This is a genomic window from Streptomyces sp. NPDC004721, from assembly GCF_053601495.1.
This window is the reverse complement of sequence record NZ_JBSGBZ010000045.1, coordinates 1-17,624: the sequence shown is the minus strand read 5'-3', so window position 1 is coordinate 17,624 and position 17,624 is coordinate 1. Positions and strand designations below refer to the sequence as shown.

Sequence of the window (17,624 nt, the reverse complement as noted above, 5' to 3'; positions counted from 1 at the left end):
ACACACCCAGGCTCCCACCGCAAGGCTCCAACTGTCGTCACAACAAGGCGACATCACCAGGCCCGTCAGCAGGCGCCTCCCGTGGTCACTTACAAACGGCTCCCAAAGCCATCGACATGGCCAGCGACGCCGTTGGGCGCGATTTCGGCTCGGCGGCCGGGGTGGCGGGGAGACGTTCGGTGGCGAGCTGGGCGCATGGCGCGGGCGGCAGCTCGGTGTCTCGCGTGCGGGAGACGTCGGCGCGGTCGGGTGCGGTGCCCAGCGGGCGGCGGTCGGTCTGCGCCCGATTCTCGCGATGCGGCAGGAACTTCTTCTTCACCGCCTCGCCCTGACACTGCGGGCCGCCCCAAGGTTTGCGCGTGTCGCGCGCGTGCGAGGCAGGCAATGAAGGGCTTCGTCAAAGCGCAGAGCGGACGATCCGCTGGGTGATCCAGCGCTCGGACGTCCGCATCGGCGACATCGTCGCCCGTCGGAGCACCGGTCTCTGGGACGGGTAGCGCGGTCCATCGCCCCGGCGCACCATCGGGGGAACCGACGCGAGGAGGAGGTGCGCCATGGCGAGGAAGGGCGACGAGGCCCCGCTGCGTGACCTGCTCCGCCTCCCCGTCGGCGAGCCGGTCGACCTGACCGCCGGAGCGACCCCCGGCGGTCCCGACGACAAGGCCGCCGGGCTCGCGGCGACCGCTGGGATGGGCAAGGAGCTGGCCGGCCTGCAGGAACGCCTGTGGGCGTCGGCGACGGCCGGGGACCGCCGACGGATCCTGCTGGTGCTGCAGGGCATGGACACGAGCGGCAAGGGCGGCACGGTCAAGCACGTCATCGGACTGTTCAACCCGGCGGGCTGCCGCATCCACGCCTTTCAAGGCCCCCACCTGCGAGGAGCGGCAGCACGACTTCCTCAGGCGGGTGGCGAAGGCGCTCCCGCGCCCCGGCGAGACAGGCATCTCACTGCGCATCTCACCGGGCTGTCGCTGGCACTGGGCCCTCGGCGACGCGGGCGCCGTACTCGAGGCCGGGCGGAGTCTGCACGCCGACCTGCTTCCCCACCGCGGGATGGAGGAGCCGGGTGCACTGCCCCGGTGAAGACCGTGCTCGGTGGTGCTGCCGATAGGCTGTGCCCGCGATGGGTGAGTACGAGGAGATCGAAGCCGGCGGCGACAGCGACAGCGTGGACGCGATGCTGGCTGAGTGGCGCAGTGAGTGGCCGGAACTGGACGTGTCGTCCAGCGAGGTCATCGCGCGCCTGCTGCGTGCGGCTCGGCTGCTGGAAGACCTGTTCGCGTCGGGGCTGCGCCGACAGGGCGGCATGCCCATTGCCAATGTCGGGGACTTCGATCTGCTGCAGGCGCTGCGCCGCGGCGGCCCTCCCTACGCGCTGACGCCCGGGCAGCTGCGCCAGGCGCTGATTGTGTCCTCCGCCGGCCTCACGGGCAGGCTCAACCGGCTGGAGCGGGAAGGCTGGATCGAGCGCGGTCCCTCCCCCGTCGACGGCAGAAGCACTCTGGTCCGTCTGTCGGAGGAGGGCCGGGCGAGTTTCGACCGCGCGGTGGAACGGCACTTCGCTCTGGAACGGGACGTGCTCTCCGTTCTGGAGCCCAAGGAACGCGCGGGAGTGGCGGACGCCCTGCGCAAGATCCTGGTGTTTCTGGAGGCGGACGCCGGTTGAGGGACCGGCTGGGTGACGTCAGGCGGCTCCCGCCGCCGAGCCGAGGATCACCGCGATGCAGAGCCCGATCAGCCCGAGGGTGACAACGGCCATGGCGATGGCCGCCTCCCGCGTGAAGCGGCGGTGGCGTGCCACGTAGCGGGTCTCGATCTGCTGTATGCGTTCCGCGATGTGGTGGGTGACCTGGCGGGCGTTCTCCACCTGATCGCGGGCGTACGCCTCCTCGATCATGAGGCGTTGGTCCGTGGTGAGGCCGGGCAGGTCCCAGGCGAAGTCCCGTGCCTTGCGGTGCGCCTCACGGCGGTTGGCCTCCTGGTAGAGGTAGCCCTCGATCTGGTGCAGGCCGAGGGCGGCTTCATGGCTGGCGTCCATGGACGGCTCCTGAATGTTCGAAGGGGGACCGGCCTGCTCAGCGCCGACCGGTGGCCGTCGATCGCTCCTCCTCGATGTCGTCGCTGAGGGCGATCTCGGGGTGGGAGAGGCCGAAGGCGGGTGACTCGTTCCGTATGCGCGGCAGCTCTTCGAAGTTGTGCCGCGGCGGGGGACAGGAGGTCGCCCACTCCAGCGAACGGCCCCAGCCCCACGGATCGTTGACGGTGATCTCCTGGCCGTGCTTGGCGGTCTTCCAGACGTTGTAGAAGAACGGCAGGATCGACAGACCGAGCAGGAAGGAGAAGATCGTCGACACCGTGTTCAGGGCGGTGAAGCCGTCGGCCGCCAGGTAGTCGGCGTACCGGCGTGGCATGCCTTCGGCGCCCAGCCAGTGCTGGACCAGGAAGGTGCCGTGGAAGCCGATGAACAGGGTCCAGAACGTGATCTTGCCGAGACGTTCGTCGAGCATCTTGCCGGTGAACTTCGGCCACCAGAAGTGGAATCCGGCGAACATCGCGAACACCACGGTGCCGAAGACGACGTAGTGGAAGTGCGCCACCACGAAGTACGAGTCCGTGACGTGGAAGTCCAGCGGCGGCGAGGCCAGGATCACACCGGTCAGACCACCGAACAGGAAGGTGACCATGAAGCCCATGGACCACAGCATCGGCGTCTCGAAGCTCAGGGACCCCTTCCACATGGTGCCGATCCAGTTGAAGAACTTCACACCAGTCGGAATCGCGATCAGGAAGGTCATGAAGGAGAAGAACGGGAGCAGCACACCGCCTGTCGCATACATGTGATGTGCCCACACCGTCACCGACAGACCCGCGATCGCGATGGTCGCGCCGATCAGCCCCATGTAGCCGAAGATCGGCTTTCGGGAGAAGACGGGGACCACCTCGGACACGATGCCGAAGAAGGGCAGCGCCAGGATGTACACCTCCGGGTGGCCGAAGAACCAGAAGAGGTGCTGCCACAGCAGCGCCCCGCCGTTGGAGGGAGCGAAGATCTGGGCGCCGAACTTCCGGTCGAATTCGAGCGCGAAGAGCGCGGCGGCAAGTACGGGGAAGGCGAGCAGCACCAGGACGCTGGTGAGCAGCACGTTCCACGTGAAGATCGGCATGCGGAACATGGTCATGCCCGGGGCGCGCATGCAGACGATCGTGGTGATGAAGTTGACCGAGCCGAGGATGGTGCCGAAGCCCTGCATGGCCAGACCCATGATCCACATGTCACTGCCGACACCCGGCGAGTGGATCGTGTCGGACAGCGGGCTGTAGGCGAACCAGCCGAAGTCGGCGGAGCCCTGCGGCGTAAGGAAGCCGCCCACCGCGATCAGCGAGCCGAACAGGTACAGCCAGTAGGCAAGCATATTGAGCCTCGGGAACGCCACGTCGGGCGCGCCGATCTGCAGCGGCATGATCCAGTTCGCGAAGCCGGAGAAGATGGGCGTGGCGAACATGAACAGCATCACGGTGCCGTGCATTGTGAAGGCCTGGTTGAACTGCTCGTTGGAGATCAACTGTGTGCCCGGACGGGCCAACTCGGCGCGCATGAGCAGTGCCAACAGGCCACCGAAGCAGAAGAACGCGAACGAGGTGACCAGGTAGAGGGTGCCGATCCGCTTGTGGTCGGTAGTCGTCAGCCAGCCGACGACGGCCCGGCCTGGCCAGCGATGTCGCGCCGGAGAAGTCGACTGCGGCGACGAGTCGGGCGGTGACAGAGCGGGCAGGGCCACGGCAATCCTCCATACGTGCGAGACCTCCGGGCGTGTGGTGCTTACACATCGGCCCGGCCTCTCCCAAGGTATCTCGCTCGCGAGAGAAATAAATTTAGGGGGTGCCCGTCGTTCTGCGGGTGACGGATCGCGAGGTGCTCGAGGTCGGTCACGGTCTCCGGAAATCGCCCCCGCAGCCCGGCGACCCGTGTGCGCACTTCGTCGGTCAGGCCCCCGAGGGAAGGAGCTGCGGGGCAGCGGCCCGCCGCCGGTGATCGCGGAGCGGCCGTGTGCGGCCGGCACCGCCGGGGCATCCGAATGACCCTCCTTCCCGTCGGGGCGGACGCCGAGTCCGTAACACAGCAGCCGCCCGCCGAGCAGCACCGCGCGGGCCCGACGGTCAGCAGCCCGCCCACGAGGCAGGCGCCCGCACGCTCGTGAGCCGCAGGACCAGTCCGCCGAGCGCGGCACCCGCTGGGGCTGACCAGGGGGACACGGAGTGTCTATTCGGGCTGGTCAACAAGAAGTGGGCTGTGGGGGCGAATTCGCATCCGGCACACGCTCCATGCGTGAGCGATGAGTTCGGGCGGCGGATCGGGTCTTCCCTGGCATGCCTCGAATCATCGCTGACATCTCGGTCTCCCTCGATGACTTCGTCACCGGGCCTGACCCCAGCCCGGGCAACGGCTGGTCCGGCGACGGGATCGGCTGCCGCATTCCTTGCCCGTGACGCTGCGCGCCACGGCACGCTCCGGCGGCGCAGCAGCGTCTGGAAGCGCAGGCTGTAGGCGCCGGCGCTCACCCGGGCGGTGACCACGCGGAGCGTCGCGATGCCCGCCGACACCAGCAGCAGGCCGAAACCGAGCCAGACATCGAGGAGCTCGCCGCAGTACGTGATGCGCACCGCCATCAGGCCCGCCCCGGCCGCTTCCCACACTTCTGGCCCCTGTACACGGGCACGTCGATTCCCATCGACTCCTGGCGGTCACGAATGTGGCTGGACACTTGGGTCTAGCTGGGCAGACACACCACTGAGGGCGCGACTGTGAGTCGCGCCCTCATGGTCGTTGCTGGTCGATAGTGGCTGTCGCCGGTCACCGTCAGACGGCCCCGAGACAGCCCCACGGCAGATTTACAGACCGCGCGGCAGTCAGCACATGACCAGGGTGTTCGGCCGCAAAAAAGTCCTGGATTCCCATGGATGCCCCAGAGGCTCCCTCCGGGGCCGGGTGCGCACCGCCGGTTAGCGAGCTGGGCCTACTGTGAATCTAGGCCCCTGGACGTGGTGGTGTGCCGGTCAGCCGGATGAAGTGGTAGCCGAAGTAGTTGAGGCCGTGGGTCTCGTCCACGAACTTGATGCCGGAACCGGTCATGACCGTGAACGTGCGTGGGTCCTGGTTGAGCAGGTCGTCCTCCTCGGACATGATCTTCCGTGAGCAGGTCCGGTGCGTGGTCCGGGTGAGCGGGTACAGCGTGACGTGTTCGCCTGCGAAGGCGGCCCGGCCTTTGATGCCGTTGCAGCCTCCCTTTCCGGTGACCGTGCCATCCCGGTGGAAGACGAAGTAGACCTCTTTGGCGGCCGTCATCGCGACGGTTGCGTCGCCGACGATCAGATACTGGAGTTGCCACGGTGCCTCGAAGAGCCCCTGAGGCCACAGCATTTGCAGCGCGACATACCAGCCCTGCTGGTTCTTCAGGGTCATCGACAAGTCGTCGACCCGCTCGGCCACTGCCAGCGGACCGCCGGTGAAGATCTTCCTCATCTGCTGCTCGAAGGCGCGTTCCTTCGCCGGGCACGCGTCATCCGGCACCGCCCTCGACGCCTGCGCACCGACGGTGAGCGTCGTGGCGGTGACCGTGGCCGACGCCATGAACGGCGTGCACCCGTAGTCGCCCACGGCTGTGTTGTCGTAGCCGAACTCCACCCATGCGCCGGCGTTCGGCGGTGCGTCGATGTTGCGCCCGTCGACGGTGGCCCAGTCCACCCGCCAGCGTGCGCCCAGGAGCAGCCCGCCGTAACCGCCCGGCCCCTTCGGCGCGGTCCACGGCGTGGGACGGTCCAGGGCCTTCCCCCCGCTCCCCGCCCGGGGCGAACCGCACGCGGTAACGGTGAGCAGAGCGACGAGCAGTGCGCCCAGGAGGGCGCCGGTTCGGTACATGCGCATGATGATTCAGACCTCCGACCAACGTTCGGGGTTGTCCCGTCAGGGCCGCGGAAGTTGCCGCGCCCACCCCTCCCAGTCGTTCATGCGACGGTAGGTCAGACATACGTGCCTGCGGGCCGCATGGCCCTGGAAGGACTCCTCCTCCTCGAGCGGGAGGCGGTACAGCGCCCAGGTCAGCGCCGCGGCGTGCGGCTCCCGCCGCGTCCGCTCGTGACCGCGTCCCGGTCCGGTCCTCGCGACCTCGACGTACGTCTCCGCTGATGCGAGCGCTGACACCCGGGTGGGCCGAAAGCTCGGCAGCTTTACAACGGGCCGCGTGTGCGCCCGACGAACAGGGGCTTTCCATCCAACGGGGAGCCTGGGGGACGGGTGGGGGATCGAGCTTCACTGGTCGGCTCGTGCAGCACGCCACCGCAGTGACCGCCGTCGACCCCGCGCAACGCTCCACGGCTTCATTTCGCACCGCCGGGTTCTTGGACCGGGGCTGTTCTTGAACTAGCCGCTGGTGATGAACATCTGAACTCGCTTCGTCCGTGGGGCCCCTGAGACACTGATTTCTCAGCAAGCTCTCAGAAACCGCCCCTACGGTCGCTGACCATGGACACCACCAGGACAGACAATTCGGACGAAATAGCCGAGCGGGACGCGGCGGAGGCCGTGGCACGCGGGAACCTCGCCAGCGAGGCTGCGACCGACGATGCCGTGACCGAGAAGACGGCCGACACAGCCGATGTACGGGTCGAGAGTGCCCCAGAGGCGCTGACGGGCGACGGGGAAGCCCTCGGCGAGGACGTGCGCGAGGACGACGACGCGGCGGATGCCGATGCCGCGGCTGCCGCGGAGCGGAGCGCGTCCGGCCTGCTCTTCGGCGCTGCTGCGGTCGCCGCCGCAGGCCTAGGCCTCGCCTCCCTCACCGGCACGTGGGTCAGCACCGTGATGTCGGCCCGCCAGCAGCTGATAGGCCAGATCGAATCCCAGTCGAGCTCCCCTGCCAACCAGATCGCCGCGATCTACGGCGACCCGTGGCACACCACCGCCCTCGTCAATGGCGTCTTCGCGCTGATCGCCGTCGTCGTCGCGGTTGCGGTGCTGCTGTGGCACAAGCCCGTCTCGGGGCGGGGCGACGCCGCCTGGGTGAAGGCCGTCGCCTGGGGAGCGGTGGCGCTGGGAGTCATCGGCCTGCTGATCGCCGGGGCCGTCGAGGTGAACCTGTTCACCTCCCTGCCCTCCGTGCCCGCGACAGCCCCCGGTGCCGCCGGCTCCACCGGATGACGCGGCAGGCCCCGGCGCAGGCTTCCGAGGCCTGACGGCAGCCCCGTCGCGGCGTAGTGGGGGAGCGCGCGCGACCGCGTGTCCTCCCGTATAGGCGGCGAAGAGGCCAATGATGGCGAGCAGGGCCAGGACGATGAGGGGTCAACTCCTCGATCAAATCGCCGAGATGTGTGCGGGAGACGCCGGTAAAGGCAGGATGAGACAAGGCCGCACGGGCCCACCTCTTCTTGATCACACTCGAAGAACCCGTGCGGTCCCCTCCACGTCACGGCCACGCGCCTGATCTTCAACGGCCGACAACGTCGTTAGCCGAGGATGAGCGGGAGGTTTGCGGCGAGATCGCCCAGAGCAGCGTTCTCAGCGTCGGTCGGCGTGCGACGTCCGGTGCCGATCAGCAATGCGTCCTGGTCGGAGAACGAGGCGGGAAACGGGGTCCCGGCGATCTTCTCCAGCGACGTGCGAGCCGCGACGAGGGTCTCGGCGGGCGGCTCGGCGGCCGACGGCAGATGCGCGATCAGGTCGAGGTGGTGCAAGGTCCATTCGAGCACGTACGCGGACAGGTAGTCGCCGACGGTCAGCACCTTGTCCTGGGTGCTGACGCGGAGGGTGGGATCGGCGAGTTCGGCGGCTCGGCCCGCGGCGGAACCCACGTCGTCGAGGTGGAACTTGAGCCACCGCGGCTCGCCGTATGCGGCGGCCAGCCGGGGGATCAGCGCATCAAGGGGGTCCTTGCCGGACGGTGGTTCGTCCAGGAGGCCCCAGTAGGTGACCGCGTCCGTGGTCGGTTCGGTTTCGGTGGGCGTGACCAGGGTGATCAGGACGTCCTGGGCGTCGATGACCAGGTGGCAGACCAGGTCCCGCACGAGCCAGCCGGTACAGCCGGACGGCTGCTCGAAGTCCTCGTCCGGTAGTTCGGCGACCGCCGTGCGCAATGCTGTCCAAGAGTGTGAGAAGAGATCCACTACGGCACGGTAAGCCGGACTCGGAACGGCGGACAAGCGAATTCAGACGGCTGGCTCGTGTACCTGACCGATCTTCCACGCCGTCTTACGGGCTGCCCCGCGATCAATCGCGGTGCAGCCCGTAAGCGGGCCTATCCGGCGGATCATGACGCGGACGCAGGGTCTGGCGGGCGCCCGCGAAGCCGTACCGGTACGCGTCCGGCGCGCCGCTGGCTGCGTCACACGCCGCTGGCTGCAGGACTTCTACCGCCGCTGTCGGGGCGCTGTGATGTCCCCTGTAGTGCGCATGCAGAGCTATACGGCGTCTTGGGTGCGCTGGATGGCAATCACGGCAGCGTCGTCGGTAAGGCGTCCGCCAACGTGCTCAAGCAAGTCGACGCAGAGGCGGTCGACCAACTCCGGCGGGCTCTTCTGGGGCCACCTGGCGACTCGTTCAATGAGTGGGTAAAAGGCGCCGTGGGAGTTGCGGGCCTCGACAACGCCATCGGTGTAGAGCAGGAGGAGATCGCCCGTCTGGAGGGCGAAGGTGTCCACGAAGTACTCGGGGCTGAACGTTTCGCACAGGCCGAGCGGAGGCGCGGGGCGGGCGGAGGGGAGCGCGGCGACCTGCCGGGCGTGCAGTATCAGCGGGGGCGGATGCCCGCAGGTGACCATCTGCACCTTGGGGCTCGTGTCGGGAACGTCGAGCACTGCCGCAGTGATGAAGCCCTCCCCGGCCTCTTCCCCCTCCGCGGGCTGGGCCAGATTCACACACACGCTCTGCTCCAGGTGGGCCATGAGTTCGGGCAGCTCTGCGCGCCGGTGAGCGGCCTCCCGAAAGGCACCGAGCAGCAGGGCGGCATCGCCGATAGCGGTCAGTCCTTTGCCCATGACATCGCCGATGATCAGCCGGGTGCCGGAAGGCGTCCGGACGGCCGCATACAGGTCCCCGCCGATCAGCGCATTTTCCTCGGCAGCCAGATAGGCGGAGGCAACCTGCAGCGGGCCGATCCGGTGCGGCAGAGGCCGCAGGACCGCGCGCTGCGCGACCTCGGACACCGTCCGTACCTGCGCCAGCTCTTGGATGTGCATGGTTCGCAGGTAGCAGAGCCCGGTAACGAGCACCGTGACCACCACCAAGGCAAGAACCTGCGCAAGGAACGCCATGTCCAGGATGCCGAGTGCCACGCCCGCACCGACCTGGGCCGCCACGGCGATGGCGCCTACCGCCCCAGTGAGGAGAGGCCCAGCGAACCAGGCGGTCATCGTGGGCGCCACAATCAGCAGCGGTCCTAGTGGGAGGTTGGGCGGGGTCAGGATATCGGCGATCAGGATGGCGACGATCAGCCCGAGCGGGATCGCCAGAACTGCGTCGCTGGCCTGCCAGGGGCCGCCGAGGCGGCGAAACCGGGGCTGCAGTCGCATGCTTTCTCCCCCTACAGATCCAGGCCGGTCCGTACGGTGCCGCTGCCGGCAGCGTGTCTCGGGCTTCCGCCGAACGGAGTTGGCGCCGGGGCGGCAGCCAATCGCGGTGAGTGCCGTGGTTCACCTGCGGTGAGGACCACGGTGCGATCACCAGTAGTGGCGTCGTCCGCCGATGGCGTGTCCGAGTGCTCCGAGGACCCACAGGACGGCGCCGATCACCAGCAGCACGATCCCGATGGTCCACAGGATGGAGATGCCGAACACGAAACCGAGGATGAGGAGGATGACTCCGAGGGCAATCACCAGGGCCTCCGATCGTCCAGGAAGAGGAGTACCGTCCATGTGCCCGGTTGGTTGCGATATAGGCCCATTTCGTGCGGAACTCGCGGACCGCCCACGCGTGGCCTGCTGGCGGCGTCCTGCCCTCCTCGGCTCATGATCGTGTCTTACGTGCCCTCCGCTTGTTCGCTGTGCGAATCGCGTCCTCATCTTCCTCAGCCGCACCCGGTACGGACCAGGCTGGCGCTTCTTTACGCACAGCGCGCACCGGATGCTGGCACTACCTGGCGCGTGCGGTCGAACGGTCAACTTCCTGCGCGGATGCACGCGCTTAGTCCTCGGCCCGGGCAAGTACGCCGTAGCGGCGGCCCGGCGCCGTTTCTCGGCTTCCTGCTGTTCTTGGTCGGCTCGGCGGAGCCGCCGAAGCGCGCTGGCCCTTGCCCATCAAGTGCGAGGGCGGGACGGTTCCTGCAGCCCGCCCGATCGCCCAGCCACTCCCGATTACGTGGACCACCGGAGGCATGGTCAGGCAGCGGGACACAGGCGGAAAGGGGGAGCTGCAGACCAGATCACGGCTGGAGCGATGCATTGTGGGAGGCAAGGGCTTCGGGGTATCGGAAGTGAACGAAGATGATCTTGCCTCCGTGTTTAACCGGAGCAACGGTCACTCCGCCTCCGTACAGCTTGGCGAGGTCGACAACCGTGCGTAGCCCCTCGCCTGCGTCCGCGCGCGTTGTGGGTGGAATGTGCGGGTCACGGTCTGCGACACCCACCACCAGGTAATCGGCACCCACCGTAATAACGACTTGTGCGCTGGGAGAGCGATCATGTGTGTGCCTCACCACGTTCGTGACCAACTCGCTGACGACCAGCAGCACCGCGTCCACCAGGGCGGAACCTGGCGCGACTTCCCACTCCGCGAGCGCTGCCTGCGTGGAGACGCGTGCCTGATGAACCGATGCCGGCTCCGTCGGCACGCTGAAGACGCGGCGGCACGGGCCCAGAGGCAGTACCTGCGGCTCGGCCGTCATCGCTCGGCTGGACCACCTCATAGCGCCTCCCACGACCGGCGTACCTGTCGGACCGCAAGACGGCTGAACCGCGTAAAGAGACCCGGCCGCCATGGGGATTCAGGCCAATCCTCCTCTTCACGGTGGCCTACCCGCGGCCCTGACTAAAAAAGCGGACATTATTCGCATACCCGCTATGCCTGCGGCCGTACTCAGGTCAGGCGCCTAACGACAGTGGCGAGTGCACGGGCCCGCCCGCCGTGCCGCTACACCTCGATGTAGGCGACCGCGGCGACGGTCTGCAGGGCGGTGACGCAGAGCTCGTGACCTGACCTGCACGGCCTTGCGCTGCATAATCCTCAGACTCCACCGCCCCCCGCGCACCCGCTCCGTCGCCCGCGCGGGCGCGTGCTCCTGGCCCCTGTGGCTCACGGTGTAGCGGCTTTGAGGAGCCGCTGCACGGGAGGAACCCGAGGGCCTGTCCGACGTACAGCAGCCCCGGAGGACGTACTGAAGGACCCGTCGCCAAATTGGCGACAGTTCCGCCGCTACCCACGGCGGGTTCGCCGGACGGGTCACCCCGACGGCGCCGCGCCGAGCGGAGTACCCGCGACGGGCCCGGCCACAGCTGCTCCCCCTCAGCCACTCCCCGGGCAGTGATCTCCTCAGGGACTTGTTCTCACCTCACGGCCATGAAGATCGCCAGCGCCACCACCAGAAGCAGGACCAGGACAAACACCACGAGGACGGGTGTCAGGGGTGTCGGGCGCCAGTTCCTCCGTGGGGCTTCCTGTGGGGGGCCGAGTTCGGAAACGCCTGACTCGGCGGGCGGTGTGGCGCCGGCGGCCATCTGGGTGTCCCCCGGAACGGAGAGACCTTCGTCCGGCAGCTCTTCATGGATTCCGGCCATCATGTCCTCCTCATCCGCCGGAAGCCAGGCCCCTGCCCTCCTCGCCTCACCTGGGTCGAACTTCGAGACGAGCGCGTTCTCCAGACTCCCCCCAGGGCCAGACTCCTCGCAGAGAGAAAATATCTATGCGAAACGAACGTGGTCGCCTCCGGAAAGCGTCGGGTGCGGACACGAAGAACCGCGCTGCGCCGTGAGAAGAGAATTCGTCGCGGCTCGCTCGCCGAGTGCCTTGGCGGGTCGTCCTTCGGTCCGACTGGCTTCCAACTCGGCGCTTATCCGGTGCCTACCCGTGCGAACCGGATCTATACACCCAGACGCGTCCGGAAAGGAATTGTAAGTCGCTACTCGAGGCACGATCTAGCGGACCTTGTGAGGGCCCCTACGCCGCTGCCCACTCCAGCCCCAGCTTCTGCCACTTCTTGACGATCTTCGGCTCGAAGGAGCCGTCGCGGACGCGGGGCATGGCTATCTCGACCGGGCCGATGGCGGTAAGCACGGTCTTGGCGCGAGTGCCATTGCGGCCGTTGCCGCCGATCTTCCCAGTCGGATCGTGCTTGTCATAGCCGAGATGGTCAGTGATCTCACCCCTCCAGGGCGGACTCCAGCAGGCGCTTGGTGAGCTGCTGGAGCTGACCGCTCTCGCCAGTCAGCTGGAGACCTTCCGCTTGGGCCCGGCCAACCAACTCCTCAATCAGCTGGTCGTCCACTGACTTCGACGGCTGCGGCTCAGCCAACTCGGCGTTCTCGGGCTCGGTCACGTTCTCTCTGGTCATCGGTGCATCTTCCTTGATCAGGAGTTGCACCGAACGTCTTACAGTCCCGCGTGCACCTGCCCACGCAGGCCATCGGAAGGAATACCCCCGACGGGACATCGAAGCCGAGCATAACGGCGCTTACGGCCTCGACGGGACGGGTTGTGGCGGGCGGTTGGTGTTGATGGTGTCGTCTGGTTGGTGAAGATCGTTGTCGTTTCACTGGGTGAGGTGGATGACGCCTGCGTGGGCGGGAGTTGGTGGATTCCGGGGCCGGGGGAGTGCGGCTCTGGACCTCACGCGTGCGTCGCGTCCGGGGTGGCGTGATCGGCGATCCAGCGGTCGACGCGGGCCCACTGGGCGAGCAGCCACTCGCTGCGGGCATCGTCGCCCGGCGGGACGCGCCTTGCGGGTATGCGCCACCAGTACACCCGCACACTGTCGCGTAGCGGCAGCCGGATCCAAACGGTGCGCGCCGAGTGGACGACGTCGAGGCCGGTGTGGGCGACGAAGACCACGTCGGCCGTGGGCGCGGCGGCGATCGCGGCGAGGGCGCCGGCGTCCTGCGGCGGCAGGACATGGTGCATTTGTTCCGCGCGGGACGCCAGGCGCGGCAACCCCCGGCGCCGCAACGAGGCGATCGCGCGTCGGCGGCGGCGCGGTGTGAAGTTGCCGCCCTCCGGAAAAATCACGAGGGCGTCACCCGGGCCCAGCCTGGCCGCCAGGCCCCCGATCGCGTCCTCGGCCCGTCCGCCGAAGGGTGGAAGGAAGCAGTGAGGGACCCGCCCGATGAGGACGTCGAGAGCGGGATCGGTGCGTAGTGTCCGCTTCAGGACCGTGTGGGGGCGCAGTCCGACCTGGCTGAGCAATGTCTGAAGCAGCAGGAAGGAGTCGCCGACCCCCGCGTGCCGTACGAAGACCAGGACCGGCGCCGCCGCGATTCCGGTCGCGCTTGGCGGCGGGGGCGTCACCTCCACCCGGAGCCGGAAGACCCGCTCGCCCGCACGTCGTAGCAGCCGCAGCAGCCTCTCCAGCACGGCGAACGCATCCGCGGCGCGCCGCTCCTGGCGGTCCCGCCTGTCGGGCAGCCGCCGCGCCCACAGACCGGCGGCGGCCACCAGCCCGGCCAAATCCACCAGGAGGTACACCAGGGCGAAGCCGGTGATCCGGACCGGCCTCCAGGGGCCGCGCGTGGCGAGCGAGACCGGCGCACAGATCACGCCCGCGGCGACGAGGAGCCCGGCCACCGTAGGGACGAGGACGACCAGCAGCGCGATGGTGGTCGTGCGGCGCAGCCCGGTGACCACCGCACCGGTCAGCCGCGCCGGGCGTATTCGGGGCACACCCGCATCGGTCATGGCGCGCCGTCGGGTGCGCTGAGAGCGGTCTCGAGGTACCGGGAGGTGGCCGCGTAGGCACGCTCGATGCGCTCGGCAGTCCGGCCGAAGCTGCGGTACCGCAACTGCCGCAGAGTGGCTGTGCCCTCCTCGGGGCCCGAGCCCGAAGGCAGCACGCGGACCGTAACGCCGGGCGGCAGGTCCGCCATGTCGCGGGCGAACCGGTGTCTGCGAGCGATCTCGAACGCCACCAGTGCCACCTGCCAGGGAGCCCGCGGCGGGGACAGGGCTCGCTCGACACGGCCGACCTGCAGGACGTAGACCTCGGTCGCGCCGAGGGCCACTGCGCGGCCGACGGGGATGCTGTTGACCAGGCCGCCGTCGACGAAGTGCTCGCCGTCGAGCCGGACGGGCGGCAGCAGCCCGGGCACTGCGGACGAGGCGAGCACCGCGTCCACCAGCGGCCCGGCGGCGAACCAGTGCTCGGCGGCCCGCTCGATGTTCGCCGCGACGCACTGGAACGGTAGGGCCAAACTCTCGATATCAGTCACCGGAAGGTGGGAGGAGAGCAATTCCCGCAGCGGCGTGGGGTGGTACAGGTGAGTGCCACTGCGCACGGCCGTGCTCAGCCGCCCGAGCAGCGACCCGGAGAACACACCGGCACGCCCAAGGCCGGTCCACAGGTCAGCGAGCTGGGCCACCGACGCCCGCGACGGCTCGGCCGCGACGGCGGCGCCGTTGATCGCGCCAACCGAGGTGCCGACGACGAGGTCCGGGTGCACGGCGGCGGCGAAGAGCGCCTTGAGCATGCCAACTTCGTAGGCGCCGAGTGCACCGCCGCCGCCCAGTACGAAGGCACGGGTCGGGGGGCGGGTGAGCCGGCTGTCCTCCATGGCCGAAGGGTGCCCCGAAACGGCGCCGCCATAGCGGGGTTGTCGGCACTCATAGGGCCGGTCCGCGGGGAAGGACGGGGGTGCTCCGCCGGAAGTCGCGGGTACCCGGACGCCATGGCCAACGATCACCGAGGACCCGAGCTGCCTTCCGACCGGGGGCCGGTCTCCGCGGCCGTGACGGCGTACCTGCGGGGCACGGGTCCGCTGCCCCGTGCCGAGGACGCCGGCGGCGCGGCGCCGTACGGCGACGATCTCCAGCTCGCCCTGTACCTCTGCTACGAGCTGCATTACCGCGGTTTCGCGGAGGTCGCCGCCCGGCACGAGTGGGACCCCGGCCTGCTGGGGGTCCGCTCGGCTCTGGAGCACCGCTTCCTGGCCGCCCTGCGCGCCGACACGCCCCTGCACGACAGCCTGGACGACGCGCTCGCCGGCCTGCTCGTCGAGCCGGTCGAGGGCACAAGTGTCAGCCACTACCTGCGGGACGAGGGCAGGCTGTGGCAGTTGCGCGAGTACGCGGCACAGCGTTCTCTGTACCACCTCAAGGAGGCCGACCCGCACGCCTGGGTGCTGCCGCGCCTGTGGGGCCGGGCCAAGGCGGCGATGGCGGCGGTGGAGTTCGACGAGTGGGGCGGCGGTCGTGCCGAGCGCGTCCACGCCCGGCTGTTCGCCGACCTGATGCGGGACCTGGGCCTGGACACGACGTACGGCCGCTATCTGGACGCGGCCTCGGCGGAAGCCCTGGCGACGGTGAACCTGATGTCCCTGTTCGGCCTGCACCGCGAGCTGCGGGGAGCCCTGGTGGGCCATTTCGCCGCGGTCGAGATCACCTCCTCCCCGGGCTCCCGCCGGCTGGCCGAGGCCATGCGCCGCACGGGCGCCGGACCGGCCGCGCGGTTCTTCTACGACGAACACGTGGAGGCGGACGCGGTGCACGAGCAGGTCGTACGCCACGACGTCATCGGCGGGCTGCTGGCCCAAGAACCGCACCTGGCGTCCGACGTGGCCTTCGGCATCGACGCGACCGGACACCTGGAGGACCGCTTCGGCGGACGGCTGCTCACCGATTGGCGGGCCGGCTGGTCGTCTCTGCGTACACCCCTCGCGGTGGAAATGACCGGTATCACCTGAATGCCGGGGTACCCGCCGGATGTGAACGCACTGGTACTTCCGGGCGTCTACGCCCCGCAGGACGACACCGCGCTGCTGGCCGAAGCCCTGTCCGACGAACCGTGGGAGCCGGGCGCACGGGTCCTCGACGTGGGCACCGGGAGCGGTGCGCTGGCGCTGGTGGCCGCCCGGCGGGGCGCCGAGGTGACCGCGGTGGACGTCTCCTGGCGCGCGGTGTGGACCGCCCGGCTCAACTCCTGGCTCAGCCGGCTTCCGGTCCGCATCCACCACGGGAACCTCTTCAGCCCGGTGCGCGGACGGTCGTTCGACGTGGTCCTGGCCAACCCGCCGTACGTTCCGGCCCCTGATAGCCGGCGCGGGCCGCGCGGCAGGCGCCGCGCCTGGGACGCGGGGCGCGACGGGCGGCTCGTCCTGGACCGGATCTGCCGGGACGCACCCCGGCTGCTGCGCCCCGGGGGCGTGCTGCTGATCGTGCACTCCGCGCTGAGCGGCCCCGACCGCACTCTGCACCGGCTGCGCGCGACCGGACTCGAGGCCGCGGTGGTGCGCCGCCGCTGGATCGCCTTCGGTCCCGTATTGCGTTCGCGGCGTGGCTGGCTGCGGGAACGCGGCCTGCTGTCCGCGGAGGAAGCCGCCGACGAGAAGGAAGAGCTGGTGGTCATCCGTGCCGAACGTCCCCTTCGACAACCCGCATGACAATCCGGGCGGCAGCCCGGACACCTCCGCCGCCGGTGCGCGCCCCGACCCGCCCCGCCGGGTCACGATGCAGCGCCGCGGTCCGATCCTGGTCGACGGCCCGGTCGAGGTGGAACTCGAGGACGGCAGCACCGTCTTCTCGGACCGCTTCCGCGTCGCCCTGTGCACCTGTCGCCGCAGCCGCCGCTACCCGTGGTGCGACACCAGTCATCGCGACAGGGGGTAGCGGGCGGCCACGATGGCCGTGTGGGGTGCCATAGGTCCGCACGTCCTCTGACCTGGGCGTTCGTCAGTTCCCCGTGATCTCCGTCAGGATGCATCGCTGTACTCGTGGATGAGTCCGCCGAGGATGGCGTGACGCTGGACGCGCTGCGCCGGGAAACGGGATGACGTTCAGGTCGTCGGCAGGGGCCGACCAGCTGCCCCATACGCGACTGCGAATATGGGGCGCGATTGTGCAAGGTGAGCATCCGGTAGCGCAGTTTGAGCGGTGACCTGTCGCGTGGTAGTCCGGCCGGTACAGGACGCCGGGATCATCGTCTGAGATCTTGGTCAGCTCGGCGAAGATCGGGTCGAAGTCCGCGACCCGAACCTCCTCGACGAGCGAGCGCGCAGCGCTGCCGGAGCCTTCCTCTTCGACGGCAAGATGGTCGACGGCCCTGTCCTGGCGCAGGCTCGCCGCATTCTGTTCCCAGCACGACGTACGCCTCGCGCGGCGCACCGCGGCGGTCGTAGCCAGGGGGCGTCGACCGCCGGGGGTCAAGGGCGTCGGTTCGGCCGGTTCTGCGCTCAGGGGATGTGCCGGGCCAGACCTGTCGCCTTGGTCATCAGCCATTCGAGTGGTCCGCGCTGCTGGAAGCGTGACCAGACGGTCGCGAACACCATTGCGGCCGCGATGAAGCCGAGCAGGACGTGCAGGGGTGATCCGGGCAGTTCCTCGATGCCCAGGAACCGGATGCCGAAGAGGTGGAAGACGTATGCGGTCAGCGACATGGAACCGACTGCGATGACCGGCCGGGCCAGGGACTGGAGCCGTGGGAGGGCGTCCGTCGCGGCCA

Annotated in this window: 18 protein-coding genes and 3 pseudogenes; 7 read left to right on the top strand and 14 right to left on the bottom strand. The window is 69.0% G+C overall.

The window, feature by feature from the left end; genetic code table 11:
* Positions 1 to 85: 85 nt before the first annotated feature.
* Positions 86 to 319, bottom strand: coding sequence for a hypothetical protein (locus tag ACWEK3_RS31250; RefSeq protein WP_453251128.1), 234 nt, complete (start codon positions 317 to 319; stop codon positions 86 to 88).
* 235 nt (positions 320 to 554) lie between these two features.
* On the opposite strand from ACWEK3_RS31250, the pseudogene ACWEK3_RS31245 reads away from it, so the two are divergent.
* Positions 555 to 945 (top strand): annotated as a pseudogene (locus ACWEK3_RS31245) (polyphosphate kinase 2 family protein); the annotation flags it as partial.
* Positions 946 to 1,123: 178 nt separating this feature from the next.
* A complete protein-coding gene (locus ACWEK3_RS31240; protein WP_450547673.1) occupies positions 1,124 to 1,666 on the top strand; it encodes a MarR family winged helix-turn-helix transcriptional regulator in 543 nt (180 codons plus the stop codon).
* 18 nt (positions 1,667 to 1,684) lie between these two features.
* On the opposite strand, the gene ACWEK3_RS31235 is transcribed toward ACWEK3_RS31240, so the two are convergent.
* Together ACWEK3_RS31235 and ctaD are read right to left on the bottom strand one after the other, a co-directional pair.
* The gene (locus ACWEK3_RS31235; RefSeq protein WP_453251127.1) at positions 1,685 to 2,038 is read right to left on the bottom strand and encodes a hypothetical protein; all 354 of its coding nucleotides are present in this window, start codon (positions 2,036 to 2,038) and stop codon (positions 1,685 to 1,687) included.
* A 37-nt stretch (positions 2,039 to 2,075) separates the two neighbouring features.
* On the bottom strand, positions 2,076 to 3,764 hold the full coding sequence (gene ctaD / locus ACWEK3_RS31230; RefSeq protein WP_453251154.1) for an aa3-type cytochrome oxidase subunit I: 1,689 nt from the start codon (positions 3,762 to 3,764) through the stop codon (positions 2,076 to 2,078).
* Positions 3,765 to 4,368: 604 nt separating this feature from the next.
* Here ctaD and ACWEK3_RS31225 point away from each other — a divergent pair.
* Positions 4,369 to 4,461 (top strand): annotated as a pseudogene (locus tag ACWEK3_RS31225) (dihydrofolate reductase family protein); the annotation flags it as partial.
* Positions 4,462 to 5,026: 565 nt separating this feature from the next.
* Here ACWEK3_RS31225 and ACWEK3_RS31220 read toward each other — a convergent pair.
* Together ACWEK3_RS31220 and ACWEK3_RS31215 are read right to left on the bottom strand one after the other, a co-directional pair.
* A complete protein-coding gene (locus ACWEK3_RS31220) occupies positions 5,027 to 5,917 on the bottom strand; it encodes an META domain-containing protein (RefSeq protein ID WP_453251126.1) in 891 nt (296 codons plus the stop codon).
* Positions 5,918 to 5,962: 45 nt separating this feature from the next.
* Complete coding sequence (locus ACWEK3_RS31215) at positions 5,963 to 6,199, bottom strand: hypothetical protein (RefSeq protein WP_450546580.1); 237 nt, start codon at positions 6,197 to 6,199, stop codon at positions 5,963 to 5,965.
* Positions 6,200 to 6,520: 321 nt separating this feature from the next.
* Here ACWEK3_RS31215 and ACWEK3_RS31210 point away from each other — a divergent pair, with 321 nt between their 5' ends.
* On the top strand, positions 6,521 to 7,195 hold the full coding sequence (locus ACWEK3_RS31210; protein WP_453251125.1) for a hypothetical protein: 675 nt from the start codon (positions 6,521 to 6,523) through the stop codon (positions 7,193 to 7,195).
* A gap of 305 nt (positions 7,196 to 7,500) precedes the next feature.
* Here the strand turns inward: ACWEK3_RS31210 and ACWEK3_RS31205 are convergent, their stop codons facing one another.
* The 8 genes and pseudogenes from ACWEK3_RS31205 to ACWEK3_RS31170 all read right to left on the bottom strand — a co-directional run bounded on the left by ACWEK3_RS31205 (position 7,501) and on the right by ACWEK3_RS31170 (position 14,742).
* Positions 7,501 to 8,157, bottom strand: coding sequence for a maleylpyruvate isomerase N-terminal domain-containing protein (locus ACWEK3_RS31205; protein ID WP_453251124.1), 657 nt, complete (start codon positions 8,155 to 8,157; stop codon positions 7,501 to 7,503).
* 294 nt (positions 8,158 to 8,451) lie between these two features.
* Positions 8,452 to 9,561 (bottom strand): PP2C family protein-serine/threonine phosphatase, encoded by a 1,110-nt coding sequence (locus tag ACWEK3_RS31200; RefSeq protein ID WP_453251123.1) that lies wholly within the window; start codon positions 9,559 to 9,561, stop codon positions 8,452 to 8,454.
* Between the two features lie 147 nt (positions 9,562 to 9,708).
* Entirely contained in the window at positions 9,709 to 9,864 is a 156-nt protein-coding gene (locus tag ACWEK3_RS31195) for a DUF6131 family protein (RefSeq protein WP_450546576.1), read from the bottom strand.
* 545 nt (positions 9,865 to 10,409) lie between these two features.
* Positions 10,410 to 10,871: an ATP-binding protein gene (locus ACWEK3_RS31190; protein ID WP_453251122.1), complete on the bottom strand. Its 462-nt coding sequence runs from the start codon at positions 10,869 to 10,871 to the stop codon at positions 10,410 to 10,412.
* 658 nt (positions 10,872 to 11,529) lie between these two features.
* Complete coding sequence (locus ACWEK3_RS31185; RefSeq protein ID WP_450546574.1) at positions 11,530 to 11,763, bottom strand: DUF6480 family protein; 234 nt, start codon at positions 11,761 to 11,763, stop codon at positions 11,530 to 11,532.
* 403 nt (positions 11,764 to 12,166) lie between these two features.
* Positions 12,167 to 12,533, bottom strand: a pseudogene (locus ACWEK3_RS31180) (transposase); the annotation flags it as partial.
* A gap of 275 nt (positions 12,534 to 12,808) precedes the next feature.
* Entirely contained in the window at positions 12,809 to 13,855 is a 1,047-nt protein-coding gene (locus tag ACWEK3_RS31175) for a 1-acyl-sn-glycerol-3-phosphate acyltransferase (protein ID WP_453251121.1), read from the bottom strand.
* Positions 13,856 to 13,866: 11 nt separating this feature from the next.
* Entirely contained in the window at positions 13,867 to 14,742 is an 876-nt protein-coding gene (locus tag ACWEK3_RS31170; RefSeq protein WP_453251120.1) for a patatin-like phospholipase family protein, read from the bottom strand.
* 114 nt (positions 14,743 to 14,856) lie between these two features.
* Here ACWEK3_RS31170 and ACWEK3_RS31165 point away from each other — a divergent pair, with 114 nt between their 5' ends.
* The 3 genes from ACWEK3_RS31165 (at position 14,857) to ACWEK3_RS31155 (ending at position 16,792) form a co-directional block, all read left to right on the top strand.
* Entirely contained in the window at positions 14,857 to 15,870 is a 1,014-nt protein-coding gene (locus ACWEK3_RS31165; protein ID WP_450546571.1) for an iron-containing redox enzyme family protein, read from the top strand.
* Positions 15,871 to 16,566 carry a HemK2/MTQ2 family protein methyltransferase gene (locus ACWEK3_RS31160; protein ID WP_453251119.1) on the top strand — a complete coding sequence of 232 codons (696 nt, stop codon included), beginning with the start codon at positions 15,871 to 15,873 and terminating at the stop codon, positions 16,564 to 16,566.
* A 67-nt stretch (positions 16,567 to 16,633) separates the two neighbouring features.
* A complete protein-coding gene (locus tag ACWEK3_RS31155; protein WP_450546582.1) occupies positions 16,634 to 16,792 on the top strand; it encodes a CDGSH iron-sulfur domain-containing protein in 159 nt (52 codons plus the stop codon).
* Between the two features lie 563 nt (positions 16,793 to 17,355).
* Here the strand turns inward: ACWEK3_RS31155 and ACWEK3_RS31150 are convergent.
* Positions 17,356 to 17,624 (bottom strand): DUF418 domain-containing protein (locus tag ACWEK3_RS31150; RefSeq protein WP_453251118.1); only part of this gene is annotated, 269 nt, incomplete at its 5' end.